Here is a 24,065-nt window from a genome sequence, read left to right as displayed (position 1 = left end):
GATCGCCTGGATGGCCGGCGGTGCCGGGCCGGGGGGCGGCACCGGCGGCCATCCAGGCGATCAGGGAGGAGCGCATCGCCTCCTCCACGGACATGTCGATGGGCGTGATCCAGGTGCGCGGCACGAAGAGGGTGTAGCCCCCGATCATGTAGCCCATGGGCAGATAGACCGCGACCCGCTCGCCCGGCAGAAACCCCGGCGGCAGCCCCGCGAGGTGGTGGCGGGTGACCAGGCCGACCGCCTCCCATTCGGCGCCGGGGGGGCGCAGGATGACGACCTGCTGGCTCGTCTCCTCCCGCCGGTGGGGGGCGAAGTAGTCGGCAAAGCTCTTGAGGGAGGTGTAGATGCTCTTGACCACCGGCAGGTTGGTAAAGGGCAGTTCCACCCAGTTGAGCAGCCGGGCCGTGGCCTGGGTGGACACCAGAAAGCCCGCCAGCACGACCAGCGCCGCCGCCAGCAGCAGGCCCAGCCCGGGGACGTAGAAGTCTCCGATCAGCGGCCGCAGCAGCGTCAGCGCCAGTTGCTCGGACCATACCACCAGCGCGTACAGCAGGTACAGCGTGATGCCGGTGGGCAGCACGGCCAGCAGGCCGCGCAGAAAGTACTGGGACAGGCGTTTCATGGCGCAGGTGTAGCCGGGGCGGGTGTCAATTGTGCGACGGCGCGCGCAGGGCCAGCGCGGCCTGGTACAGCGCCCCCTTGGGCAGCCCGGTGATGGCGCTGGCCAGCCGGGCCGCGGATTTGACGGGCAGCTCCTCGAGCAGCAGGCCCAGCACGCGCCGGGCCTCGGCGGGTAGCGCGTCGCCGGCCGCAGCGGCCTCGCCAGGGCCCCCGGGGGGCGGCGCGGTGGGGCGGGGGTGGATCACCAGCGTGAACTCGCCGCGCCGGCGGTGGGGGTCGGCGGCCAGCCAGCCGGCCACTGCCACGCAGGGCAGGGTGACGATGTCCTCGAACTGTTTGGTCAGCTCCCGCCCCAGGGTCACGGGCCGCTCGCCCAGGGCCGACAGCTCGGCCGCCAGTGCCTCGATGCGGTGGGGCGCCTCCAGCAGCACCAACCCGGTGTCGGCCTGGCGCCAGTGTTGCCACGCCCGCTCGCGGGCCGCGCCGCGCGCGGGCAAAAAACCCACGACCGTGACCGCCCCTTCGGCGATGCCGGCCACGCTGAGCAACGCGGTGACGCTGCTCGCCCCCGGCACGGGGATGAGCCGCAGGCCCGCAGCCCGCACCGCGGCGCACAGCCGCGCGCCCGGGTCGCTGATGCCAGGGGTGCCGGCGTCGCTGACGCAGGCAATGCGCTCGCCGCGCCGCAGGCGCTCGACGATGGTTTGGGCCATGCGGCTTTCGTTGTGCTCGTGCACGGCCAGCAGCTCGGCGTGCAGCCCATAGGCCTGCAACAGCCGCGCGGTGTGGCGGGTGTCCTCGCAGGCCACGGCATCGACCGTGCGCAGCACATGCAGCGCGCGCAGGGTGATGTCGGCCAGATTGCCGATCGGGGTGGCCACGACGTACAGCGCCCCGGCCGGATAATGCTGTCCGCCGGCCAGGCGTGCCGCCAGCCCCCCGTCGTCGGGGGCCCCAGGGGCAGCGCTGGCGGACAAGGGAGGCGTGTTCACGATGGCGATGGATGACAAAGCGAGCGGGCCCCGCGATCCGCGGCCGGGCACGAAGGCGCGCGGCGACGCGGCGGAGGCCTTGGCCCTGCAGTATCTGCAAGCCCGCGGCCTGCGCTTGGTGCGGCGCAATGTGCGCAGCCCCGGGCGCGGGGGTGGCGAGGTCGATTTGATTATGGCGGAGTCCGATGGCACGCTCGTCTTCGTGGAGGTGCGTCAGCGCAGCCGCGGCGAGCACGGCGGGGCGGCGGCCAGCATCGGCCGCACCAAGCAGCGCCGCATCGTGTTTGCGGCGCGGCACTTTCTGGCGCGGCTGCCGCAGGTGCCGCCCTGCCGTTTCGACGCCGTGGTGGTGGACGGGGAACTTGGGGCGACAGCGCCGCCTCGGATCGAGTGGCTGCGCGGCGCGTTCGAGGCCGGCGCCTGGGATTGACGAGCCGATAAGATTGCGCCCATGCTTTTGCACCGGATTCAGCAGCACTTCGTCGATGGCGCCGACCTGCAGTACCAGTGCGCCCAGGCCGTGGGGCCGGCGCTGGAGGCCGCGGTCGGCGCGATGCTGTCCGGGCTGACCGGCGGCGGCAAGGTGCTGGTCTGGGGCAGCGGGGTGTCGGCTGCGCTGGCGCAGTCGTTCGTGGCGCAACTGGTGGGCCGCTTCGAGCGTGAGCGCCCCGAGCTGGCCGCGCTGGCGCTGGGCATCAATCCCGCCATCACCACGGGCGCCTTGCCGGGCCTGGATGCGGCGACCTGGCCCATGGTGCGGCAGTTGCGCGCGCTGGGGCTGCCGGGGGATGTGCTGCTGCTCATTGCGGCCGCACCGCCCGGGGCGGATGCGCTGGCCGCCATCGCCGCCGCGCACGAGCGCGAGATGGTGGTGGTGGCCCTGACGGGCGCGCGCCCCGGCGAGCTGCCGGACGTGCTCAAGGACACCGACGTGCTGGTCGCCTTGCCCACCGAGCGGCCGGCGCGTGTGCACGAGGCCCAATTGGTCGCCCTGCATGCCATTTGCGATGCCATCGACGTGCAGTTGCTGGGCGAAGACACCGAAACGGAGATCATCGAACCATGACCCCCATCCCTTCCCTGACCGACCGGGGCACCCGGCGCGCTGGACGGCCCACCTGGGTGACGGCTGTCATGACGGCCGTCGCGGCGACCACGCTGATGACGTCCCTGAGCGGCTGCGCCCCCCTCGTGGCGGGTGCGGCCGTCGGCGGCACGATGCTCGTCGCCACCGACCGCCGCACCAGCGGCACCCAGCTCGAGGACCAGTCCATCGAGCTCAAGGTGTCGAACCGCGTGCGCGAACAGCTCGGCGCGCGCGCGCGCGTCAACCCCACGAGTTTCAACCGCAAGGTGCTGCTGACCGGCGAGGTCGCCTCCGAGGCCGACCGCCAGACCGTGCTGCGCATTGTGCAGGGCGTGGAAAACGTCGCCGGCGTGGTCGACGAGCTGGCGGTGATGGGCTCGCCGTCGCTGACGGCGCGCTCGTCGGATGCGCTGGTGACGGCGCGCGTCAAGGCCGCCTTCGTCGACGCCAAGGACCTGTCGGCCAACGCGATCAAGGTCACCACCGAGCGCGGCACGGTGTACCTGATGGGGCTGGTGACGGCGCGCGAGGCGCAGCGCGCCGCCGACATCGCGCGCACCGTGCCGGGCGTGCAGCGCGTCGTGCGCGTGTTCGAGATCATCAGCGAGGCGGATCTGGCGCGCCTGCAGCCGGCCCCGCCGAAGTCCGATCAGGCCGCGCCGGCCGGCGGCCGCTGAGGCCCCGCGCCGCCATCCGTCGCGGGCCGGGACGGACGCTTCAGCGCAGGCGGCGGATCAGGCTGGAGGTGTCCCAGCGCCCGCCGCCCATGGCCTGCACGTCGGCGTAGAACTGGTCCACCAGCGCCGTCACCGGCAGGCGCGCGCCGTTGCGCCGCGCCTCCTGCAGCACCAGGCCCAGGTCCTTGCGCATCCAGTCCACCGCGAAGCCGAAGTCGAAGCGGTCCTCGACCATCGTCTTGCCGCGGTTGTCCATCTGCCAGCTCTGCGCCGCGCCCTTGCCGATCACGTCCAGCACCAGCTTCATGTCCAGCCCGGCGCGCTGGCCAAAGGCGATCGCCTCCGACAAGCCCTGCACCAAGCCGGCGATGCAGATCTGGTTGACCATTTTGGCCAACTGCCCGGCCCCACTGTCGCCCAGGCGGGTGACGGCGCGCGCGTAGGCGGCCATCACCGGCTGCGCGCGCGCGAACGGCACCTCGTCGCCGCCGCACATGATGGTGAGCTGGCCGTTTTCGGCACCGGCCTGCCCGCCGGAGACCGGCGCGTCGATGAAGTGGCAGCTCTGCTGCCGCGCGGCGGCGTAGAGCTCGCGCGCCACCTCGGCCGAGGCGGTGGTGTGGTCGACGAACACCGCATCGGCCGCCATGCCGGCCAGCGCCCCGTCCGGCCCGAGCACGACGCTGCGCAGGTCGTCGTCGTTGCCGACACAGGCCATGACGAACGCGGCGCCCTCGGCGGCGGCGCGCGGCGTGGCGGCAGCCTGCACGCGGTCGATGCCGCGCTCGGCCATGGCTTGCACCAGTGCTTGCGCCTTGGCGGTGGTGCGGTTGTAGACGGTGACGGTGTGGCCGGCCAGCGCCAGGTGCGCGGCCATCGGCCAGCCCATCACGCCCAGGCCCAAAAAGGCCACGCGCTGCGGGGAGGTGGGTTCGTACGACGCTTTGGGGTTGACTTGGGGCATGGGGCTCTCGGATCAGACGATTTGCAGGTGTTCGGTGCCGGCGGCCAGGTCGCTGTTGCGTGCGCGCTGGCTCTCGAGTTTGATGCGCAGCTTGATGTCGTTTTGCGAGTCGGCGTTGCGCACCGCGTCTTCGTAGGAGATCTGGCGCGCTTCGAAGGCGTCGAACAGCGCCTGGTCGAAGGTCTGCATGCCGATTTCGGTGCTGCGTTTCATGACCTCCTTGATCTCCTGGACCTCGCCCTTCATGATCAGGTCGGCGATCAGCGCGCTGTTGAGCAGCACCTCGACGATGGCCACGCGCCCCTTGCCGTCCTCGCGTGGCAGCAGGCGCTGCGCGACCATGCCGCGCAGATTGAGCGACACGTCCTTGAGCAACTGCGGATGCCGGTCGTGCGGGAAGAAGTTGATGATGCGCTCCATCGCCTGGTTGGCGCTGTTGGCGTGCAGCGTGGCCAGGCACAGGTGCCCGGTCTCGGAGAAGGCGATCGCGTGCTCCATCGTCTCGCGGTCGCGGATCTCGCCCATCAGGATGACGTTGGGCGCCTGGCGCAGCGAGTTTTTCAGCGCGATTTCCCAGTTGTCGGTGTCGATGCCGACCTCGCGCTGGGTGACGATGCAGTTTTTGTGCGTGTGCACGAACTCCACCGGATCTTCCACGGTGACGATGTGGTCGTGCGTGTGCTCGTTGCGCCAGTCCACCATCGCCGCCAGTGTGGTGGATTTGCCGGTGCCGGTGCCGCCGACCACGATGCAGATGCCGCGCTTGGACAGCGCCAACTGCTTGAGGATCTGCGGCAGGCCCAGGTCGTCGATGGTGGGGATTTTGGAGGGGATGGCGCGCAGCACCAGCCCGACCTTGCCCATCTGCACGAAGGCGTTGACGCGAAAGCGCCCGATGCCGGCCGGGGCGATGGCGAAATTGCACTCCTTGGTGCGCTCGAACTCCGCGGCCTGCTTGTCGTTCATGATCGCGCGCGCCAGCGCCTGGGTGTGCTGGCCGGTCAAGGGCTGCGGCGACACCTTGGTGATGACGCCATCGACCTTGATGGCGGGCGGAAAGTCGGCGGTGAGGAACAGGTCGCTGCCGTTGCGGCTGACCAGCAGTCGCAGCAGCTCGTGGATGAAGTTGCTCGCTTGATCGCGTTCCATCGCGCGCTCCTGCGGGGCAGCCCGCCGTCAGACGGGGAAGTTTTCGGGGATTTTGGCCTTGCTGCGCGCCTCGGCGGCCGTGACGGCGTTGCGCCGGACCAGATCGATCAGCGACTGGTCCAGCGTCTGCATGCCGTATTGCTGGCCGGTCTGGATGGCCGAGTACATCTGCGCGACCTTGTTCTCACGGATGAGGTTGCGGATGGCTGGCGTGCCGATCATGATTTCGTGTGCCGCCACCCGGCCCTTGCCATCCGCGGTCTTGAGCAGCGTCTGTGAAATCACCGCCACCAGCGACTCCGACAGCATGGCGCGGATCATGTCTTTTTCCTCGGCCGGAAAAACATCGACGATACGGTCGATGGTTTTGGCGGCGCTGGAAGTGTGCAAAGTGCCGAAGACCAGGTGACCGGTCTCGGCCGCCGTCATCGCCAGCCGGATCGTTTCCAGGTCGCGCATCTCGCCAACCAGGATCACATCGGGGTCCTCACGCAGCGCCGAGCGCAGGGCGGCCGCGAACGAGTGCGTCATTGGCCCCACTTCACGCTGGTTGACCAGACTTTTTTTCGATTCGTGTACGAACTCGATCGGGTCTTCGATGGTGAGGATGTGGCCGGCGTCGTGCTCGTTGCGGTGGTCCACCATCGCCGCCAGCGTGGTCGATTTGCCGGAACCGGTGGGGCCGGTGACCAGCACCAGGCCGCGCGGCTTCATGGCCAGGTCGGCGAAAATGCGCGGGGCGTTGAGGTCTTGCAGCGTCAGCACCTTCGAGGGGATGGTGCGAAACACCGCGGCCGCACCGCGGTGTTGGTTGAAGGCGTTGACGCGAAAGCGTGACAGACCGGCAATCTCGAACGAAAAATCGCACTCCAGAAACTCTTCGTAAGCCTTGCGCTGCGCGTCCGTCATGATGTCATACACCATGGCGTGGACCTGTTTGTGATCCAGTGGCTCGACGTTGATGCGGCGCACGTCGCCATGCACCCGTATCATCGGTGGCAGTCCCGCCGACAGATGCAGGTCCGAAGCCTTGTTCTTGACCGCGAAGGCCAGCAGCTGTGTGACGTCCATTTCTGACCATTATGGCAACGATCGCGAACAATCTCCAAGGCGTTCGTGCGCGCATCCAACAAGTGTGCGCGCGCCACGGGCGCGACCCGGGCGCGGTGCGGCTGCTGGCGGTGTCCAAGACCTTCGGCCCGGTGGCGGTGGCCGAGGCCGCCGCGGCCGGCCAGTGCGCCTTCGGCGAGAACTACGTGCAGGAGGGCGTGGAGAAGATCGCCGCGCTGCGCGAGGCCGGCGTGGCCGGCCTGGAGTGGCACTGCATCGGGCCGCTGCAGAGCAACAAGACGCGGCTGGTGGCCGAGCACTTCGACTGGGTGCAGTCGGTCGACCGGCTCAAGATCGCGCAGCGCCTGAGCGAGCAGCGCCCGGCGCACCTGCCGCCGCTGCAGGTGTGCCTGCAGGTCAACGTCGATGGCGCGCCGACCAAGGCGGGCGTGGCGCCGGCCGAGGCGCTGGCGCTGGCGCAGGCGGTGGCGGCGCTGCCGCGGCTGCGGCTGCGGGGGCTGATGTGCATCCCCGACCCGCAGCCGGACGCGGCGGCGATGCGGCGCGTGTTCGCGCAGGCCGCGCAGCTGTTCCACCAGCTGCGCGCGCAGCTCGGCGCACCCGAGGACTTCGATACCCTTTCGATGGGCATGAGCGACGACCTGGAGCTGGCCATCGCCGAGGGCAGCACGCTGGTGCGCGTGGGCAGCGCGATCTTCGGGCGGCGGGCGTATGCCGCCTCGGCTTAGTCCAGCGCCATCAGCGTGGCGTTGCCGCCGGCGGCCGCGGTGTTGACGCTGACGCTGCGCTCGGTCAGCAGCCCCGCGGGCGGCTGCGCCGCGTCGGGCGCGCCGGTGACGACCGGCACCACCGGCCCGGGCCGGGCCGCCAGCGCCCGCTGCAGCGCCACGAGCTGCGCGGCGTCGCCGTCGAACCACGCCACCTCCGGCGCTGCCGGCAGGGCCGCGAGCGCCGCCTCGACCGGGGCGCCGTCGGCCAGTTCCAGCGGCTGCCCGCCCAGCGCCCGCACCACGTCGGCCATCGCGCGGCGCTTGGCGGCGTCGCGCGCCACGCACAGCACGTGGTGGCGCGGCCCCAGGGCCCAGGTGTCGCGCTGCCCCGTGGGGCCGCGCAGCACCACCGGCGCGCGCCAGTCCGCCGGCTCGGCCGCCCCCGCGAAGGCGCGCGCGCGCGCCACCGCGTCGGCGGGCGGGTCGGCCAGCAGGCGGTAGAGGTAGAGCGGCCCGCCGGCCTTCGGCCCGGTGCCCGACAGCCCCTCGCCGCCGAACGGCTGCACGCCGACGACCGCACCGATCATGTTGCGGTTGACGTAGTGGTTGCCGGCGCGCACCCGCTGCGTCAGGGCGTCGATGGTCTCGTCGATGCGGCTGTGTACGCCGAACGTCAGCCCGTAGCCGGTGGCGTGGATGGCCTCGATCAGCGCCGGCAGCTGCTCGCGCCGCCAGCGAACCACGTGCAGCACGGGGCCGAACACCTCGCGCTCCGGCAGGCGCAGACCGTCCAGCTCGATCAGCGTCGGCGGCACGAAGGTGCCGGCCTGCGCCTCCGGCGGCAGCGGCAGCTGCCAGACGGCGCAGCCGCGCGCGCGCATCGCCTCGATGTGCTCGACGATGCCGGCGCGCGCCGCCGCGTCGATCACCGGGCCGACGTCGGTGGCCAGCCGCGTCGGCGCGCCCAGGCGCAGCTCGCGCATCGCGCCGCGCAGCATGGCCAGCAGCCGCGGCGCGGCCTCCTCCTGCACGCACAGCACGCGCAGCGCCGAGCAGCGCTGCCCGGCGCTGTCGAAGGCCGAGGCGAGCACGTCCTGCACCACCTGCTCCGGCAGCGCCGAGGTGTCCACCACCATGGCGTTCTGGCCGCCGGTCTCGGCGATCAGCGGCACCGGCCGCGCGCGCCCGTCCGCGCCGGTGCGCGTGCGGCCCGCCAGCGCCCGCTGCAGCAGCCGCGCCACCTCGGTGGAGCCGGTGAACACCACGCCGGCGATGCGCGCGTCGGCCACCAGCGCCGCGCCGACCGTCTCGCCGGGGCCGGGCAGCAGCTGCAGCGCGTCGCGCGGCACGCCGGCCTCGTGCAGCAGCGCGGTCATGCGCGCGGCCACCAGCGGCGTCTGCTCCGCCGGCTTGGCCAGCACCGGGTTGCCGGCGGCCAGCGCGGCGGCGATCTGCCCGGTGAAGATGGCCAGCGGAAAGTTCCACGGGCTGATGCATGCCACCGGCCCGAGCGGCCGGGCCGCGCGCGGCCAGTGCGCGCCGGTGATCTGCGCGGCGTCGAAGCGCAGGAAGTCGATCGCCTCGCGCACCTCGGCCACCGCGTTGGCGGCGGTCTTGCCGGCCTCGCGCATCAGCAGCGCGACGAACGCCGGCAGCTGCGCCTGCAGCGCATCCGCCGCGCGGTGTAGGACGGCGGCGCGCGCCTCGGGCGGGGTGGCGGCCCAGCGCATGGCTGCGGCCTGCGCCGCCGTCACGGCGGCGGCCACGTCGTCGGGGCAGGCCTCCACCACCGTGCCGACCACGTCCCCATGATCAGCCGGGTTGACGATGGGCTGCGTCGCGCCGCCATTGGCGGGCGCGAGGCCCTCGGCCAGCCGCGGCGCCGCGTGCAGCGGCGCGGCGCGGCTCGCCTCCAGCGCGCGCTGCAGGGTCGCCAGCGTCCCCTCGTCGGTCAGATCCAGCCCGGCGCTGTTGACGCGGGCATCCCCATACAGCGCCGCCGGGGCCGGGATGCGCGGGTGCGGCAGGCCCAGCGCGCCTTCCGCGCGCGCCCAGCCCTCGACGGTGGCCACGGGGTCTTCCACCAGCGCTTCCAGCGGCACGCTGGCGTCGGCGATGCGGTGTACGAACGAGGTGTTGGCGCCGTTTTCCAGCAGGCGGCGCACCAGGTAGGCCAGCAGCGTCTCGTGCGTGCCGACCGGCGCGTAGATGCGGCAGGGGCGGCCAAGTCCCCCGGCTTCGACCGGCGCCACCACCTGTTCGTAGAGCGGCTCGCCCATGCCGTGCAGGCACTGAAACTCGTACTGATGCGGATGCCAGGCGGCGGGGTCGGCCATCTCGTAAATCGCCGCCAGCGTCTGCGCGTTGTGGGTGGCAAACTGCGGGAACACCGCCTCCGGCGCAGCCAGCAGCCGCCGCGCGCAGGCCAGGTACGACACGTCGGTGTAAGCCTTGCGGGTGTAAACCGGGTAGTCCAGCCCGTCGAGCTGGGCGCGCTTGATCTCGCTGTCCCAGTAGGCGCCCTTGACCAGCCGCACCAGCAGCCGCCGCCCGCTGCGCCGTGCGAGGGTGATCACGTGATCGACCACCGCCGGCGCGCGCTTCTGATACGCCTGGATGACGAAGCCCAGGCCCGCCCAGCCGGCCAGCGACGGCTCATGCGCCAGGCGCTCGAGCAAATCCAGCGACAGCTCCAGCCGCTCGCTCTCCTCGGCGTCGATGTGCAGGCCGATGTCGACCTTGCACGCCGCTTCGGCCAGCGCGCGCAGCCGCGGGTAGAGCTCCTCCATCACGCGCGCATACTGGGCGCGGCCGTAGCGCGGGTGCAGCGCCGACAGCTTGATCGACACGCCCGGGCCGTCGATCACGCCGCGGCCGGCGTTGGCCGCGCCGATGGCCTCGATCGCGGTGCGGTAGGCGTCGAAGTAGCGCTGCGCGTCCTCCTCGGTCAGCGCCGCCTCGCCGAGCATGTCGTAGGAGTAGCGAAAGCCCTGCGCCTCGCGCGCGCGGGCGCGTTCGAGCGCCTCCGCGATCGTCTGGCCGGTGACGAACTGCTCGCCAAGCAGCCGCATCGCCATGTCCACCGCGCGGCGGATCAGCGGCTCGCCGCCCTTGCGCAGCAGGCCGGTCAGCGCCGCGCCCAGCCCGTCCTCGCTGTGGGTGGCGGTCAGGCGCCCGGTCAGCAGCAGGCCCCAGGTGGCGGCGTTGACGAAGGCCGACGGGCTGCGGCCCAGGTGGGCGCGCCAGTCGCCGCGGCCGATCTTGTCGCGGATCAGCGCGTCGCGCGTGGCGGCGTCCGGAATGCGCAGCAGCGCCTCGGCTAGGCACATCAGCGCCACGCCCTCCTGCGACGACAGGGCGTACTCCTGCAGCAGCGCCTGCACCAGCCCCTCGCGGCCACGCTGCGGCGCGCGTTGGCGCAGCGCCTCGGCCAGCCGCTGGGCCAGCGCGGCGACACGGGCGCGTGGTCCTTCCGGCAGGCGAGCCCGTTCCAGCAGGGCAGGCAGCAGTTCCGGCTCCGGCGCGCGCTGCAGCGCCGGCAGCGCCGTCATCGTGGCGGTGCGCGCGTGCGGAGCGTCCGCAAACGGCGCACGGGCGGTGGGGGCAGAGGCCTCGGCGGGCGGCCAGGGGGTGGGGAGTGGGGCGTTCATGACGCAGGCAGCCAAAAGCGATGTCGATTCGCGAAGTCTGTGGTCTTTTCAAGAAAATGAAATTCGGTTTTCATTCAAAAAAATAGTCAAAATATCTGCGTCAATGACGTTTTACAAACTGGGACATGGACGACCTCGACCGCATCGACCTGCGCATCCTCGACGTGCTGCAGCGCGATGGACGCATCACCAACCTGAAGCTGGCCGAAGCGGTGGCCTTGTCCCCGACGGCGGTGCTGGCGCGGGTGCAGCGCCTGACGCGGGCGGGCTACATCCTGGGCTACGAGGCGCGGCTGAACCCCGCCAAGCTGGGCGGCGGGTTGCTGGTGTTCGTGGAGGTGCTGCTGGACCGCACCACGCCCAACGTGTTCGAACAGTTCAAGGCGGCGGTGCAGGCCGCGCCGCAGGTGCTGGAATGCCACATGGTGGCCGGCGGCTTTGACTACCTGGTCAAGACGCGCGTGGCCGACATGGCCGATTACCGGCGTTTTGCCGGTGATGTGCTGTGGCAGCTGCCGGGGGTGCGCGAGACGCGCACCTACGCCGTGATGGAAGAGGTCAAGCACACCCACCGCCTGCCCCTGTTTTGACGGGGCAGGCGGTGGTGCTGGCGGGTGGGGATCAGGCCGCGCGGCGCAGCGACGCGGCGCGCGGACGCAGCAGGCCGAACAGGTTCTTGGGGTCGTCCAGGTCCGGGATCAGGTCGAGCGCCTCCCCCAGGCCCAGTCGCTCGGCCGCGGCATGGACGAAGCGCAGCGCGGCGTAATCCTCCAGCGCGAAGCCGACCGAGTCGAACACCGTCACCTCGGCGGTGTCCATGCGGCCGGGGGCCTGGCCGGTCAGCACCTGCCACAGTTCGGTGACCGGAAAGTCCGCGGGCAGTTGCTGGATGTCGCCTTCGATGCGGGTCTGCGGTTCGTACTCCACGAACACCCGCGCGCCGCGCAGCACGTCGGGGTGCAGCTCGGTCTTGCCGGGGCAGTCGCCACCGACAGCGTTGATGTGCATGCCGGGCTCGACCATCGCCGGCGTCAAGATGGTGGCGTTGGTCTTGTCGGCGGTGACGGTGGTGACGATGTCGGCGCCGCGCACCGCCTCGGCCGTACTGCCGCAGCGGGTCAACGTCAAGCCGCTGCCGCGCAGGTTGGCCATCAGTTTGTCGGTGGCGGCGGGATCGGTGTCGAACAGGCGCAGTTCGCGAATACCGAGCAGGTGCGCAAAGGCCAGCGCCTGGAACTCGGCCTGCGCGCCGTTGCCGATCAGGGCCATGACGCGGCTGCCCGGGCAGGCCAGGGCCTGCGCGGCGACCGCCGACATGGCGGCCGTGCGCAGCGCGGTGGTCAACGTCAGTTCGCTGAGCAGCAGCGGGGTGCCCGTGTCCACGTCGGCCAGCACGCCGAACGCCATCACCGTGGGCAGCCCGACGCGGGTGTTCTTGGGGTGGCCGTTGACGTATTTGAAGCTGTAGAGCGTGTCGTCCGCGATGGGCATCAGCTCGATGACGCCGTCGCGCGAATGGTTGGCCACGCGCGCGCTTTTGTCGAAGTCGGGCCAGCGGCAGAAGTCCTCGCGGATGTGCTCGGCGATGCCGCGCAGGCAGGCCTCCACGCCCAGCGTCTGCACCAGGCGCACCAGGGTCGGCGCGCTCAGGTAACGGGTGGCGGTGCGGGGGCGGCGGGAAGTCGTCATGTCCAAGTCTCCGGTCTGGTCAATGTCAATGGCGAGAGCCGGAAGTGTGGACGCGGCGCGCGACAATGTAAAACGTCAAAATGTTGGCGATATGGGCAACGTCTGACGAAATGTCAGTGGTGGATGAACATATCGATAGGGGGCTCGGATGGACGAACTGGATCAGGCCCTGATAGCCCTGCTGCGGCGCAATGCGCGCCTGAGCGTCGCCGATGTGGCGCACAAGCTGAAGGTGTCGCGCGGCACGGTGACCAACCGCCTGCGCCGGCTGGAGGATGCGCAGGTGATTCTGGGCTATACCGTGCGGCTGCGCCCGGAGTCCGAGCCGGAGCGCATCCGCGCCTGGATGAGCGTGCTGGTGGAGGGCAACCAGACGCGCGCCGTGATCGCCAGCCTGCTGGGCGAGCCCGGTGTGGTCAAGCTGCACGACACCAATGGCCGCTGGGACCTGCTGGCCGAGCTGGAAGCGCTATCGATGAACGAGCTGTCCGACATCCTGGAGCGCATCCGGCTGATCAAGGGCATCCACAGCACCGAGACCAGCATCCACCTGCGCACCTACCGCTGAGCGTCCGTCAGACGGCGGCAGTGGCAACGATTTCGATCTTCCACTCCGGCCGCGCCAGCCGGGCCTGCACGGTGGCGCGCGGCGGTGTGTGGCCGGCCGGCACCCACGCGTCCCAGACGCGGTTCATGCCGTCGAAGTCGGCCAGATCGGCGAGGAAGATCTGCACCATCAGCAGCCGGGTCTTGTCGGTGCCGGCGCGCGCCAGCAGCGCGTCGATCATGCCGAGCACCTGGCGCGTCTGGCCCTCGATGTCCTGCGTGGCGTCGTCGGGCACCTGCCCGGCCAGGTAGACCGTGCCGTTGTGGATGGCCATCTCGGACAGGCGCGGTCCGACGTCGAAGCGTTGCACCATGATGCGTTCTCCTGAGTAAGCGGGGGAAAGGTCAGCCGGCCGCGGCGGCCAGCGCGCAGCGGGCTGCGGCCAGGTCCCAGCCGGCCCAGCCGCAGCTCTTGAACAACACCGGCCCGGCCGTGCGGCGGGTGCGCCGCCAGACCGGCGTGTCGCGCACCACGTCCGCCAGCGTCGGCAGCGCCGCCACGTCCAGCCCGGCCTGCAGCAGGTCGCCGGCCTCGTGGTCGGCGTCGCGGGTGTCCACCACCAGCGTACCGGTGTCGGCCAGATGCCGGCACACGTCAGGCGCCCACTCCACCATGTGGGGGGTGAAGGCACCCACCGCAGCGACGAAGGCGTCGTCCCGTGGCCGCGCGCGCAGCGCCACCGCCTGCGCGGGGGTGCAGCTGACCACCAGCGGGCAGTCGGCCAGCGCGGCGTTGGCGTCGTCCACGCGCTGCGCGTCCAGTCCCAGCCCGCGCGCGTGGGCCACGAGCGCGTCGGCGCTGGCGGCGCGGCGCGAGGCCACGCGCACCGCGCGCACGCCGAGCCCCGCCGCGAAGGCCTCCAGGTGCGCGCGGCCCTGCACGCCGGCGCCGACGATCAGCAGCGGCCCCTGCGGGCGTGGCGCCAGAAGCCGCGCCGCCAGCAGCGACACCGCCGCCGTGCGCCGCGCGGTGACGGTGGGGCCGTCCAGCACGGCGCGGCGCTCGCCGCTGCGCGCGTCGAAGACGACGACATCGCCCTGGATGGCGGGCCGGCCGTGGGCGGGGTTGTCCGGCACGAAGGTGATCAGCTTGGTGATGGCCACGGCCGCGTCGGCGGCGGGCATGACGAACAGGCTGCCGCCGCCCGGCAGCGGCTGCACCAGCCGCGGCGGCACGGTGACGGTGTCATCGCGCAGCAGCGCCTTGATGGCGTCGGCCAGCGCGGGGTAAGGCAGCGCGGCCGCGGTGGCAGCGGCGTCGAGCGCGGTGGGCGGGGGCATGGTGCGGCGAATGGGCGGGCGAGCGTTAGCGGGGGCGCGCGGATCAGGCGGCCGGCGGGGTGTCGGTGGCTGGCGCGTCAGGGGAGTCTCCCGGGCCGTGGTCGGGGGCCGCGGCGGGGCGCTGCAGCGGCAGGGCGAAGGCGAAGGTGGCCCCTTCGCCGGCGCGGCCATCGGCCCAGATGCGCCCGCCGTGGCGCTCGACGATGCGCCGGCACAGGGCCAGGCCAATGCCCGTGCCCTCGAAGTCCTGCGCGCGGTGCAGGCGCTGAAAGACGCCGAACAGCCGCTCGGCCCGCGCGGCGTCGAAGCCCACGCCGTTGTCGCGCACCCAGAACACGGCCTCCGGGGCGCCGTCCGGGCCGGGCCGCCGTTCGGCACCGATGGCGATGATGGCCGGCCGGCGCGGGCGGCTGTATTTGAAGGCGTTGCCCAACAGGTTGTCCCAGACCTGCGACAGCAGCAGCGGGTCGCCCTCCACCGTGGGCAGTGCGTCGGGCAGGTGCAGCTCGCACTCCCCCTCGGCGCGGCGCAGGGCCGGGTCGTGCTGCACGCGGTTGAGGCTGCTGCGCAGCAGGTCGAGCATGTCCACGGGCTGCCGTTGCACCTCGGCGCGGCCCAGCCGGGCAAAGGCCAGCAGCCCCTCGATCAGTCGCCCCATGTGCGCGGCGGCGTCCTCGATGGTGTGCAGGTCTTCCGCCACGTCGGGGGTGAGCGGCTGGCCCAGGTCCTCGCGCAGCAACTGCACATAGGCGGTGATGTGCCGCAGCGGGGCGCGCAGGTCGTGCGAGACCGAGTACGAAAACGCCTCCAGGTCCTGATTGGCCGCCTGCAACTGCCGGGTGCGCTCCTCCACCTTGCGCTCCAGCGCCTGGTTGAGGTCGCGCAGCAACTCTTCGAGCCGGTGGATTTCGGTCATGTCGCGCACCAGGCAGGCGGTGCCCAGCGCCTCGCCGTCCAGGCCCGTGAGCGTCGTGTATACCATGTGCGCCCACAGCCGCGAGCCATCGGCACGGCGTTGCCAGCCGGTCGATTCGCTCTGGCCCAGCAGGCTGGCGCGCTCCAGCGCCTGGGCCGCATCCGCGGGCAAGGGGTGCGGCCGCTGCGGGGTGTCGGGGCCGTGCGTGCCGATCACATCCTCGGCGGCGTAGCCCAGCAGCCGCTCGGCGCTGGCCGGCCAATCCTGGATGGCGCCGTGCGCATCCAAAAAGAAGATCGCCGCATCCCGCAGTCCGTCGGACAGCGCCTGCCAGCGGGCCTGCTGCAGCGCCAGGTGGGCGTCCTGCCGCTGCAGTCGCTGCTGCAGATCGTGCTGCTGGTCCTGCAGGGCGGCCTGACGCCGCTGCAGCGCCGTCTCGTCGCGCAGCAGCACGAACACGCCGACCACGCCCGCGTCGCCGTGGTCGGGCAGCAGCGTCAGCTCCCAGTGGGTGGTGCTGCCCTCGCGGTCGCGCTGCACGGCGATGCGCCCACCTTCGCCGCGCAGCGCCGGCGCCATCCAGGGCAACAGGGTGTCGATCCAGTCGTCGTCCACGGCCTCGTGCCAGGACAGGCCGTCGATCTGATCCCAGGTCAGGTGGGGGCGCAGCAGGGGCTGCGCGGCGGGGTTGGCGTGGCGGCAGCGCAGGTCGGCATCCAGGCTCAGCACGCCGTCGGGCAGGGCGTGCAGCAGGCGCAGCAGGGCATCCGACGGGGGCGGGGTACCGGCCTCGTCGTGCGCATCCGCATCGCTGGCCGAACCGGCCGCCAGCGCCGTGAAGAACGACGGCGGCAGGTGCGTGGGCCAAGGGTCGCGCGGCAGCGGCTGCATGACGTGAACTGTAGCGCAAGCCCCTGTGCCGCCGGAGCGCGTTCGGGCGCCCGGCCGGGCATGCCGGGCGCTCCCGTCCCGTGCGCGTTCAGAAGCGCGGCAGATCGGGATGCGACAGCCGTCCGCCGCGCACCAGCATCTTGCCGTATTCGGCGCAGCGCTGCAGGGTCGGGATGACCTTGCCGGGGTTGAGCAGTTCGTGGGGGTCGAACGCGCGCTTGATGGCGAACATCTGCTCGCGTTCTTCGGGGCTGAACTGCACGCACATGCTGTTGAGCTTTTCCACGCCGACGCCGTGCTCGCCGGTCACGGTGCCGCCCATGGCGACGCTGGTCTCCAGAATGTCGGCGCCGAACGCCTCGGCGCGGCGCAGCTGGTCGGGGTCGTTGGCGTCGAACAGGATCAGCGGGTGCAGGTTGCCGTCGCCGGCGTGGAACACGTTGACGCAGCGCAGCCCGTACTTGTCCTCCATGGCCGCGATCGCCTCCAGGATGTCCGCGAGGCGCTTGCGCGGGATGGTGGAGTCCATGCACATGTAGTCGGGGCTGATGCGCCCGCTGGCCGGAAAGGCGTTCTTGCGCCCGCTCCAGAAGCGCAGCCGCTCGGCCTCGTCGCGGCTGACGGCGATGCGGGTGGCGCCGGCTTCGCGCAGCACCGCGCTCATGCGCTCGATCTCCTCGGCCACCTCCTCGGGCGTGCCGTCGGACTCGCACAGCAGGATGGCCTCGGCGTCCAAGTCATACCCCGCGTGGACGAAGTCCTCCACCGCCGCGGTCATCGGCTTGTCCATCATTTCCAGCCCCGCCGGGATGATGCCGGCCGCGATCACCGCGGCCACCGCGTCGCCGGCCTTGCGCACGTCGTCGAAGCTGGCCATGATGCAGCGCGCGAGTTGCGGCGTCGGCGTCAGCCGCACCGTTACCTCCAGCGTGACGGCGAGCATCCCTTCCGAGCCCACGATCAGCGGCAGCAGATCGAGCCCCGGGGTGTCCAGCGCATCCGCGCCAAATGTGACCGGCTCGCCCTCGACGGTGTAGCCGCGCACCTTCAGCACGTTGTGCAGCGTCAGGCCGTACTTGAGGCAGTGCACGCCGCCGGAGTTTTCCGCCACGTTGCCGCCGATGGTGCAGGCGATCTGGCTGCTCGGGTCGGGGGCGTAGTACAGCCCGTGCGGCGCGGCGGCCTCGCTGATCGCCAGGTTGCGCACACCCGCCTGCACGACCGCGGTCTGCGACAGCGGGTCGATGGCCACAATGCGGTTGAACTTGGCCAGCGACAAGGTCACCCCCAGCGGGTGGGGCAGCGCGCCGCCGGACAGGCCGGTGCCGGCGCCGCGGGCCACCACCGGTACTTTGAGCAGGTGGCAGGTGCGCAGGACGGCCTGCACCTGCTCCTCGGTCTCGGGCAGCGCCACCGCCAGCGGCCGCTCGCGGTAGGCGGTCAGGCCGTCGCACTCGTAGGGCGTGGTGTCCTCGGGGGTCCACAGCAGCGCGTGGGGCGGCAGCACCAGCGACAGGGCGCGCACCACCTCGGCCTGGCGGTCGGCGCGCCGGACGGCGCGGGATTCGGGGGTGTCGTGGGCGGTCATGGCAGGGGGCGGCAAACGTGTCGCCGCAGTGTAGGCCAGGACACGCCGGCGCGGCTGAAAAATCCTTGAGCATCGCGTGAATCGGCCTGCGGCGGGGGGCTTGAAGTTCCGGCGCGCTGCCCCTATGTTTGGCGGTGTGAGCAATGGGCTTGCGCCGGCGGTGTGGAGGCGCTGGCGGGCCCGATGGATGTCGAAGCCCTCCACGGTCAAGGAGACAGCGCATGAGCAACCTGATTCCGCGCCGCATGAGCCTGTTCGACGAGTTTTTCCGGGACATGGCCCCGGCGTTTTATGTGCGACCGCTGCACGGCGAGCCGCTGCCGCAGCAGATCAAGGTGGATGTGAAGGAAAACGACCAGGCCTACGTCATCTCGGCCGAGATGCCCGGTGTCGGCAAGGACAACATCCATGTGTCCGTCGAGAACAACCTGGTCACCATCGCGGCAGAGGTCAAGCAAGAGGACGCCCGGCGCGACGGCGACAAGGTGCTGCACAGCGAGCGCTACTACGGAGCCGTCTCGCGCAGCTTTGCCCTGCCGGGCGATGTCGACGAGTCGACCGCCAGCGCCAAGTACGACAACGGCGTGCTGACGCTGACCCTGCCGAAGAAGGCGGCGGTGGCCGGCAAGCGCATCCGCATCGAGTGACGCGGCCCGGCGCGGCCGTCGCTGGATGGACCTGGGCGGGGGGTGGCCGTTAGGCCACCACCTGCTTGAGCCAGGCGGCAAACGTCGCGCACTCCCAGCGCTCCATCGCCCCTGCGCGCCAACACAGATAGTGCGCGTGGGGGCTGGGCACGTTGTGCGGATACAGCCGCACCAGCGTGCCGTTGTCCAGCCACGGCGCGCCGAGCTTCAGGCGCACCAGCGCCACCCCCATGCCGGCGGCGGCGCCGTCGCACATCAGCCCGATGTCGTTGAACTGCGAGCCATCGGTTGGCTCCGGCCAGTCCAGGTGGTGCGCGGCAAACCAGGTGCGCCACGGCTCCAGCGGGCTGCGCAGCAGGGGCACGCCTTCCAGATCCTCCGGCCGCTCGAACGGCCCGTGCTCGCGCGCGAACGCGGGCGATGCCAGGGGCGTGACCTCGTCCTTCAGGATGCAGGTGAACTCCACGTCCTGGTAGCGGCCGGTGCCGTAGCGGATGGTCAGGTCGGCGTCCTCCGCTACCACGTCCAGCAGCGGGATGCTGACCTGCAGCATCAGGTCGATTTCCGGATAGGCCTCGGCAAAGTGCTTGAGCCGCGGCATGACGATCGAACGGGCGAAGGTGGGCGTGACTGCCAACCGCAGCTTGCGCCGCCCGGGGGTGGCGTTGCGGCTGGGGAAACGCTGCAGCGCCGTCAGCCCCTCGCGCACCTGGGCCAGGTATTCGCTGCCCTCCGTGGTCAGGGAGAAGTCCGCCCGTCCGAACAGCTTGACGCCGAGCTGCTCTTCCAACTGCCGGATGCGGTGGCTGACCGCGCTGGGGGTCACGCACAGCTCGTCGGCCGCCTGCGTGACGCTGCGCAGGCGCGCCAGCGCCTCGAAGGTCAGCAGGCACTGGATGGGGGGAATGCGCGTGGACATCGCCCGTGCCTGCTCAGCGGAAGACCACCGTGCGCTGGCCGTTGAGCAGCACGCGGTGCTCGCTGTGCCACTTGACTGCGCGCGCCAGCACTTGGCTTTCGGTGTCGCGGCCGATGGCGGTCAGGTCTTCCACCGTCATCGCATGGTCCACGCGCGCCACGTCCTGCTCGATGATCGGGCCTTCGTCCAGATCGGCAGTGACGTAGTGCGCGGTGGCGCCGATCAGCTTGACGCCGCGCTCGTGCGCCTGGTAGTACGGCTTGGCGCCCTTGAAGCTGGGCAGGAAGCTGTGGTGGATGTTGATCGCGCGGCCGGCGAGCTGCTGGCACATGCCGTCCGACAGGATTTGCATGTAGCGCGCCAGCACGACGAGTTCGGCGCCTTCCTGCTCGATGATGTCGAGCTGGCGCGCCTCGGCCTGCGCCTTGGTGGCGGCCGTCACCGGGATGTGGTGGAACGGCACGTTGTAGCCGGCGGCCAGTTGGTAAAAGTCGCGGTGGTTGCTGACGATGGCGCGGATGTCCAGCCGCAGCAGGCCGCTCTTCCAGCGGAACAGCAGGTCATTCAGGCAGTGGCCCTGCTGGCTGACGAAGATGACGGTGCGCATCGGCTCGTGCCAGGGGTGCAGGCTGCACGCCATGCCGTGCTGCTGGCCGAATGCCTGCACCGCGCCGCGCAAGGTGGGTGCGTCGTGGCCCGGGCAGGTGAATTGCACGCGCATGAAAAAGCGGCCGCTGTCGCGGTCGTTGAACTGGGCCGCCTCCTCGATGTTGCCGCCCTGCTCCAGCAGAAAGCCCGAGACGGCGTGCACGATGCCGGGCTTGTCCTGACAGGACAGGGTGAGTACGTAGGTGTCTTGCATGGTCGCGGATTGTCGCAGTTTGGCCGCCGTCGTCGCGCGGGCGGGCCCGGGTGCTCAAGCGCCGCGTCCCTGCTCCAGCAGGTGCACCAGCGTTTGCAGCGCGTGGTTGACCGGTGTCTGCAGGCCGTGGGCGTGGGCACGCGCGACCACATGGCCATTGAGGTGGTCCACCTCGGTCGGGTGGCCGCGCAGCAGGTCGCGCGCGGTGGACGACATTTGGGTGGCCATGCTGTGCGCAATTCGCTCGACGTCCGCATCCAGGGCGGCCGCATCCAGCGCGATGCCATCGGCCGCCGCCACCGCCACGCATTCGCGCACCACTTGGCGCAGCATCTCTGGCACGCCCGCCTGCGCCCACAGCCACCCATAGGGCCGCGCGGTGATTGCGGACAGGGCATTGAAGGCGCAATTGACCACCAGCTTGGTCCACAGCGCCTGCGGTACCGCGTCGGAGACGGTGGTCGGCACCCCGGCCCGCGCCAGCGCCGCCTGCACGCGCGCGGCCTGCGGAAACGGCGCCAGCACCAGATCCCCGCGGCCGTGGTGGCGCACATGGCCCGGGCCTTCCAGCCCTGCGGCCACATACACCACCACCGGCACCACGGGCCGCCCCAGCACACGCGCCAGCCGCTCGGCGTTGTCCACGCCGTTTTGCAGGCTGAGCACCGCGGTTTGCGGGCCCAGGTGGGGGTGCAGCGCGGCCCCGGCCGCTTCGGTGTCGCCGGATTTGACGCACACCAACACCACGTCCGCGCCCGCCACAGCCGCAGCGTCCGTGTCGGCGTGCACGGCGATGCGCTCGTCGAAGTCGGCGGTCTGCAGCCGCAGGCCGTGCGCGCGCATGGCCTGGACGTGGGCCGGGCGGCCGATCAGCACCACCGGCACGCCCGCGCGCGCCAGCATGGCACCGTAGTAACTGCCAACGGCACCGGCGCCAAAGACGGCAAAGCGGGGAAGGGGCTCAGTGGGGGCTAGGGTCGTCATGGGGCATCGCACGGGTGGCCATGGGTGGGATGGGCGCCGTTGCGCGCGGCGCGGCGGCCGCCCGTAGCGTAGCACCGCGGGGGCGGATAATCGGCGCCCGACACCCCATGACCCTTCAGGAGGAACCCATGCACTGTCCCGTGGACGTCGTCATTCTGGCCGCTGGCAAGGGCACACGCATGAAGAGCGCCCTGCCCAAGGTGCTGCAGCGCTTGGCCGGCCGCCCGTTGCTGGCCCATGTGCTGGGGATGGCGCGGGGGCTGTCGGCGCGCCACACGGTGGTGGTGACCGGCCATGGGGCCGAGGCGGTCGAGGCCGCCCTGCCCGCGCTGGCCGACGGGCAGCCGTGGCAGGCGGTGCGGCAGGAGCCGCAACGGGGCACCGGGCACGCCGTGCAGCAGGCCATCCCGCTGCTGGCGGACGACGGCGTCACGCTGGTGCTGTCCGGCGACGTGCCGCTGACGCATCCGGACACCCTGGCGGCACTGCTGGCGGCCCAGTGCGCGGGCGGCCCCGATGCGCTGGCGCTGCTCACGGTGGATCTGGCCGATCCGCACGGCTATGGCCGTGTCGTGCGCGACGAGTCGGGGGCCGTGCGTGCCATCGTCGAGGAAAAGGACGCCAGCGATGCGCAGCGCCGCATCACCGAGGTGTACAGCGGCATTCTGGCCGCACCGACGGCGCGCCTGCGCGCCTGGCTGGCCCGCTTGGACGACCGCAACGCCCAGGGTGAGTTCTACCTGACCGACGTGGTGCGCCACGCGGTGGCTGATGGCGTGCCCGTGGTGGCGCACCGCATCGACGACGCGCTGCAGGTGGCGGGCGTCAACAGCCCGGCCCAGCTGGCGGCGCTGGAGCGCGCCCACCAGCACCGCGTGGCCCAGGCGCTGATGGCGCAGGGCGTGCGGCTGGCGGACCCGGCCCGGCTGGATGTGCGCGGCGAGCTGGTCTGTGGCCAGGATGTGGAGATCGACGTCAACTGCGTGTTCGAGGGCCGCGTCGTGCTGGGCGACGGGGTGCGGGTGGGCGCCAACTGCGTGATCGCCCACGCCACGGTGGAGGCGGGTGCCGTCATCGAGCCCTTTACGCACATCGACGGCGCGGGCGCGGGCGTCGTGGTCGGGGCGCAGGCCCGGGTGGGGCCGTTTGCGCGGCTGCGTCCGGGCGCCTGGCTGGGGCCCGAGGTGCACATCGGCAACTTCGTGGAGGTGAAAAACTCCACCCTGGCTGCCGGCGCCAAGGCCAACCATCTGGCCTATCTGGGCGATGCCACGGTGGGCGAGCGGGTCAACTACGGGGCGGGCAGCATCACCGCCAACTACGACGGCGCACGCAAACACCGCACGGTCATCGAGGCGGATGTGCACGTCGGCAGCAATTGCGTGCTGGTTGCCCCGGTCACGCTGGGGGCGGGTGGCACGGTGGGTGCGGGCAGCACGGTGACCAAGGACACGCCTGCGGGCGCGCTGACGGTGGTCCGCGCCAAGGCGGTGACGGTGCCCAACTGGCGGCGGCCGACCAAATCGGCCGACTGAAGGGGGCAACGGTGAAGGGCCCCCTGGCGGCTCACCAGCCCCAGAGGTGATCGCTCGCGGCCCAGACGGTGCCGCTGCCGTCCGGTGCGCGCAACTGCACCCAGTCGCCCTGTCGCCGGACGGTGGCCAGCACATCGCCATAGCGCGCCGTGCCCACCACCTGCCACTCCAGCCCCGGGCCGCTGCGCAGGTTGAGGGTGCGGGCCCGAACCACGTGGTGGCGCTCCTCGCCGGTCACGCGCGCCGCCACCCAGCCTTCGTCGCCCTCGAAGTCGCGCACCCGGATCCAGTCGCCCTGGCGTTGCAGCACCTGCAGGGGGTAGCCGCGCCGCAGTTGCCAGAGGACTTCGCCCTCGGTGCTGGGGGTGGCGCGCAGATTGACGACCGGGCTGCGCACGCTGACCAGCTCCTGGGCCTGGGCGCCCAAGGCGCAGGCCGCCAGGGTCAGCAGCGCCAGGACACGCGCGACGGCAGGGGGGACGGGGACCATGCGGCGGTTCCTCTCGTGACGAAGGGGCGACGGAAAAATCATACGCCAGCGGCCGGTGGCTTGTCTGCCCCCCTGCGGGGCGGCACGGCGGGCAGCGGCAGGCGCGGATCGAACTTGCTGCGCCGCACGCTGAAGTAGGCCTTGACCTGGCGCACATTGCCCTGCTCGGTGAACAGGCGCTGCGCCAGCGCATGGTAGTCGGCCATGTCGCGCGCCGCCACCACCAGCACGAAGTCCGGGCCCGCGCTGACGCGGTAGCACTGTTGCACCGCGGGCTCGGCCACGGCGCGGGCCTCGAAGGCGCGCAGATGCTCATCGCCCTGGCGCTCCAGGCCGATCTCGACGATGGCGGTCAGGCCCTCGCCCAGCACGGCTGCCAGCCGCTCGGGCTGCAGGATGGCGACGCGGCGCTCGATCAGGCCCGCCGCCTCCAGCCGGCGCACGCGCCGCAGCACCGTGGGCGCGGAGACGCCGCAGCGCGCGGCCAGGGCGTTGAGGGGTTGCGCCGCGTCGGTTTGCAGCGCATCCAGCAGGTGCAGGTCCCGTTCATCGATGGAAAAATTGGTCGAAAAAATGTTATTCATGGAAAATTATTCCATCAAGGCCAAAGAGTCGTCCCTGAAATATTCATAACCTCATGATTTTTCTTGTGTTATTGTCTGTTTGCGAGTACAATTTCCCCCAGAGTTGATGGTCTGATGCGCCGTTTTCTGGGAGTTTTTCGATGTTTGCCTGC

The 24,065-nt window shown here is 71.3% G+C and carries 24 protein-coding genes; 8 read left to right on the top strand and 16 right to left on the bottom strand.

Annotation, left to right across the window (positions count from 1 at the left end; genetic code table 11):
• Together Tfont_RS12660 and rsmI are read right to left on the bottom strand one after the other, a co-directional pair.
• Positions 1–622, bottom strand: a 622-nt coding sequence (locus Tfont_RS12660) for a DUF502 domain-containing protein (protein ID WP_143969703.1), incomplete at its 3' end; no start/stop codon positions are given.
• A 25-nt stretch (positions 623–647) separates the two neighbouring features.
• Positions 648–1,616 carry a 16S rRNA (cytidine(1402)-2'-O)-methyltransferase gene (rsmI, locus tag Tfont_RS12655; protein WP_390612473.1) on the bottom strand — a complete coding sequence of 323 codons (969 nt, stop codon included), beginning with the start codon at positions 1,614–1,616 and terminating at the stop codon, positions 648–650.
• Positions 1,617–1,620: 4 nt separating this feature from the next.
• Here rsmI and Tfont_RS12650 point away from each other — a divergent pair, with 4 nt between their 5' ends.
• The 3 genes from Tfont_RS12650 to Tfont_RS12640 all read left to right on the top strand — a co-directional run bounded on the left by Tfont_RS12650 (position 1,621) and on the right by Tfont_RS12640 (position 3,377).
• Positions 1,621–2,043, top strand: a complete 423-nt coding sequence (locus Tfont_RS12650) for a YraN family protein (protein WP_231960183.1) — start codon at positions 1,621–1,623, stop codon at positions 2,041–2,043.
• Between the two features lie 21 nt (positions 2,044–2,064).
• Positions 2,065–2,679 (top strand): SIS domain-containing protein, encoded by a 615-nt coding sequence (locus Tfont_RS12645; RefSeq protein WP_143969702.1) that lies wholly within the window; start codon positions 2,065–2,067, stop codon positions 2,677–2,679.
• 68 nt (positions 2,680–2,747) lie between these two features.
• On the top strand, positions 2,748–3,377 hold the full coding sequence (locus tag Tfont_RS12640; protein ID WP_068607267.1) for a BON domain-containing protein: 630 nt from the start codon (positions 2,748–2,750) through the stop codon (positions 3,375–3,377).
• Positions 3,378–3,417: 40 nt separating this feature from the next.
• Here the strand turns inward: Tfont_RS12640 and Tfont_RS12635 are convergent, their stop codons facing one another.
• From Tfont_RS12635 to Tfont_RS12625, 3 genes are read right to left on the bottom strand one after another with little or no spacing between them, the layout of a single operon-like run.
• On the bottom strand, positions 3,418–4,341 hold the full coding sequence (locus Tfont_RS12635) for an NAD(P)-dependent oxidoreductase (RefSeq protein WP_143969701.1): 924 nt from the start codon (positions 4,339–4,341) through the stop codon (positions 3,418–3,420).
• A gap of 12 nt (positions 4,342–4,353) precedes the next feature.
• The gene (locus Tfont_RS12630; RefSeq protein WP_143969700.1) at positions 4,354–5,490 is read right to left on the bottom strand and encodes a PilT/PilU family type 4a pilus ATPase; all 1,137 of its coding nucleotides are present in this window, start codon (positions 5,488–5,490) and stop codon (positions 4,354–4,356) included.
• 27 nt (positions 5,491–5,517) lie between these two features.
• A complete protein-coding gene (locus Tfont_RS12625; protein WP_143969699.1) occupies positions 5,518–6,561 on the bottom strand; it encodes a type IV pilus twitching motility protein PilT in 1,044 nt (347 codons plus the stop codon).
• 11 nt (positions 6,562–6,572) lie between these two features.
• Between Tfont_RS12625 and Tfont_RS12620 the strand changes: the two genes are divergently transcribed.
• Positions 6,573–7,289, top strand: coding sequence for a YggS family pyridoxal phosphate-dependent enzyme (locus tag Tfont_RS12620; protein WP_143969698.1), 717 nt, complete (start codon positions 6,573–6,575; stop codon positions 7,287–7,289).
• On the opposite strand, the gene putA is transcribed toward Tfont_RS12620, so the two are convergent.
• Positions 7,286–10,921, bottom strand: a complete 3,636-nt coding sequence (putA, locus tag Tfont_RS12615; protein ID WP_143969697.1) for a bifunctional proline dehydrogenase/L-glutamate gamma-semialdehyde dehydrogenase PutA — start codon at positions 10,919–10,921, stop codon at positions 7,286–7,288. The two genes, Tfont_RS12620 and putA, sit on opposite strands and share 4 nt — an antisense overlap.
• 125 nt (positions 10,922–11,046) lie before the next feature.
• Between putA and Tfont_RS12610 the strand changes: the two genes are divergently transcribed.
• Positions 11,047–11,511: an Lrp/AsnC ligand binding domain-containing protein gene (locus tag Tfont_RS12610; RefSeq protein WP_068607252.1), complete on the top strand. Its 465-nt coding sequence runs from the start codon at positions 11,047–11,049 to the stop codon at positions 11,509–11,511.
• 31 nt (positions 11,512–11,542) lie between these two features.
• Here Tfont_RS12610 and Tfont_RS12605 read toward each other — a convergent pair whose 3' ends face one another.
• Positions 11,543–12,610, bottom strand: coding sequence for an ornithine cyclodeaminase (locus Tfont_RS12605; RefSeq protein ID WP_143969696.1), 1,068 nt, complete (start codon positions 12,608–12,610; stop codon positions 11,543–11,545).
• Between the two features lie 148 nt (positions 12,611–12,758).
• On the opposite strand from Tfont_RS12605, the gene Tfont_RS12600 reads away from it, so the two are divergent.
• Complete coding sequence (locus Tfont_RS12600; RefSeq protein WP_143969695.1) at positions 12,759–13,178, top strand: Lrp/AsnC family transcriptional regulator; 420 nt, start codon at positions 12,759–12,761, stop codon at positions 13,176–13,178.
• 7 nt (positions 13,179–13,185) lie between these two features.
• Here the strand turns inward: Tfont_RS12600 and Tfont_RS12595 are convergent, their stop codons facing one another.
• The 4 genes from Tfont_RS12595 to Tfont_RS12580 all read right to left on the bottom strand — a co-directional run bounded on the left by Tfont_RS12595 (position 13,186) and on the right by Tfont_RS12580 (position 17,892).
• Positions 13,186–13,530: a RidA family protein gene (locus tag Tfont_RS12595; RefSeq protein ID WP_143969694.1), complete on the bottom strand. Its 345-nt coding sequence runs from the start codon at positions 13,528–13,530 to the stop codon at positions 13,186–13,188.
• A gap of 31 nt (positions 13,531–13,561) precedes the next feature.
• Positions 13,562–14,497 (bottom strand): delta(1)-pyrroline-2-carboxylate reductase family protein, encoded by a 936-nt coding sequence (locus Tfont_RS12590; protein ID WP_143969693.1) that lies wholly within the window; start codon positions 14,495–14,497, stop codon positions 13,562–13,564.
• 43 nt (positions 14,498–14,540) lie between these two features.
• Complete coding sequence (locus tag Tfont_RS12585; protein ID WP_068607243.1) at positions 14,541–16,304, bottom strand: sensor histidine kinase; 1,764 nt, start codon at positions 16,302–16,304, stop codon at positions 14,541–14,543.
• Positions 16,305–16,392: 88 nt separating this feature from the next.
• Positions 16,393–17,892, bottom strand: coding sequence for an FAD-linked oxidase C-terminal domain-containing protein (locus tag Tfont_RS12580; RefSeq protein WP_068607241.1), 1,500 nt, complete (start codon positions 17,890–17,892; stop codon positions 16,393–16,395).
• A gap of 221 nt (positions 17,893–18,113) precedes the next feature.
• Here Tfont_RS12580 and Tfont_RS12575 point away from each other — a divergent pair, with 221 nt between their 5' ends.
• Positions 18,114–18,539: an Hsp20/alpha crystallin family protein gene (locus Tfont_RS12575; RefSeq protein ID WP_068607240.1), complete on the top strand. Its 426-nt coding sequence runs from the start codon at positions 18,114–18,116 to the stop codon at positions 18,537–18,539.
• A gap of 49 nt (positions 18,540–18,588) precedes the next feature.
• On the opposite strand, the gene Tfont_RS12570 is transcribed toward Tfont_RS12575, so the two are convergent.
• From Tfont_RS12570 to Tfont_RS12560, 3 genes are read right to left on the bottom strand one after another with little or no spacing between them, the layout of a single operon-like run.
• The gene (locus Tfont_RS12570; RefSeq protein ID WP_068607237.1) at positions 18,589–19,458 is read right to left on the bottom strand and encodes a LysR substrate-binding domain-containing protein; all 870 of its coding nucleotides are present in this window, start codon (positions 19,456–19,458) and stop codon (positions 18,589–18,591) included.
• A gap of 13 nt (positions 19,459–19,471) precedes the next feature.
• The gene (gene purU / locus Tfont_RS12565) at positions 19,472–20,320 is read right to left on the bottom strand and encodes a formyltetrahydrofolate deformylase (protein ID WP_068607235.1); all 849 of its coding nucleotides are present in this window, start codon (positions 20,318–20,320) and stop codon (positions 19,472–19,474) included.
• Between the two features lie 54 nt (positions 20,321–20,374).
• Positions 20,375–21,304: a ketopantoate reductase family protein gene (locus tag Tfont_RS12560; protein WP_143969692.1), complete on the bottom strand. Its 930-nt coding sequence runs from the start codon at positions 21,302–21,304 to the stop codon at positions 20,375–20,377.
• Positions 21,305–21,432: 128 nt separating this feature from the next.
• On the opposite strand from Tfont_RS12560, the gene glmU reads away from it, so the two are divergent.
• Positions 21,433–22,839: a bifunctional UDP-N-acetylglucosamine diphosphorylase/glucosamine-1-phosphate N-acetyltransferase GlmU gene (glmU, locus tag Tfont_RS12555; protein WP_143969691.1), complete on the top strand. Its 1,407-nt coding sequence runs from the start codon at positions 21,433–21,435 to the stop codon at positions 22,837–22,839.
• 31 nt (positions 22,840–22,870) lie between these two features.
• Here glmU and Tfont_RS12550 read toward each other — a convergent pair whose 3' ends face one another.
• Positions 22,871–23,329: an SH3 domain-containing protein gene (locus tag Tfont_RS12550; RefSeq protein WP_185974534.1), complete on the bottom strand. Its 459-nt coding sequence runs from the start codon at positions 23,327–23,329 to the stop codon at positions 22,871–22,873.
• A gap of 38 nt (positions 23,330–23,367) precedes the next feature.
• Positions 23,368–23,913 carry an Lrp/AsnC family transcriptional regulator gene (locus tag Tfont_RS12545; protein ID WP_143969689.1) on the bottom strand — a complete coding sequence of 182 codons (546 nt, stop codon included), beginning with the start codon at positions 23,911–23,913 and terminating at the stop codon, positions 23,368–23,370.
• Positions 23,914–24,065 lie beyond the last annotated feature (152 nt).

Origin of the sequence: Tepidimonas fonticaldi, from assembly GCF_007556755.1 — a bacterium.
Taxonomy (GTDB): Bacteria; Pseudomonadota; Gammaproteobacteria; order Burkholderiales; family Burkholderiaceae_C; genus Tepidimonas; species Tepidimonas fonticaldi.
This window is presented reverse-complemented; position numbering and strand designations above follow the sequence as displayed.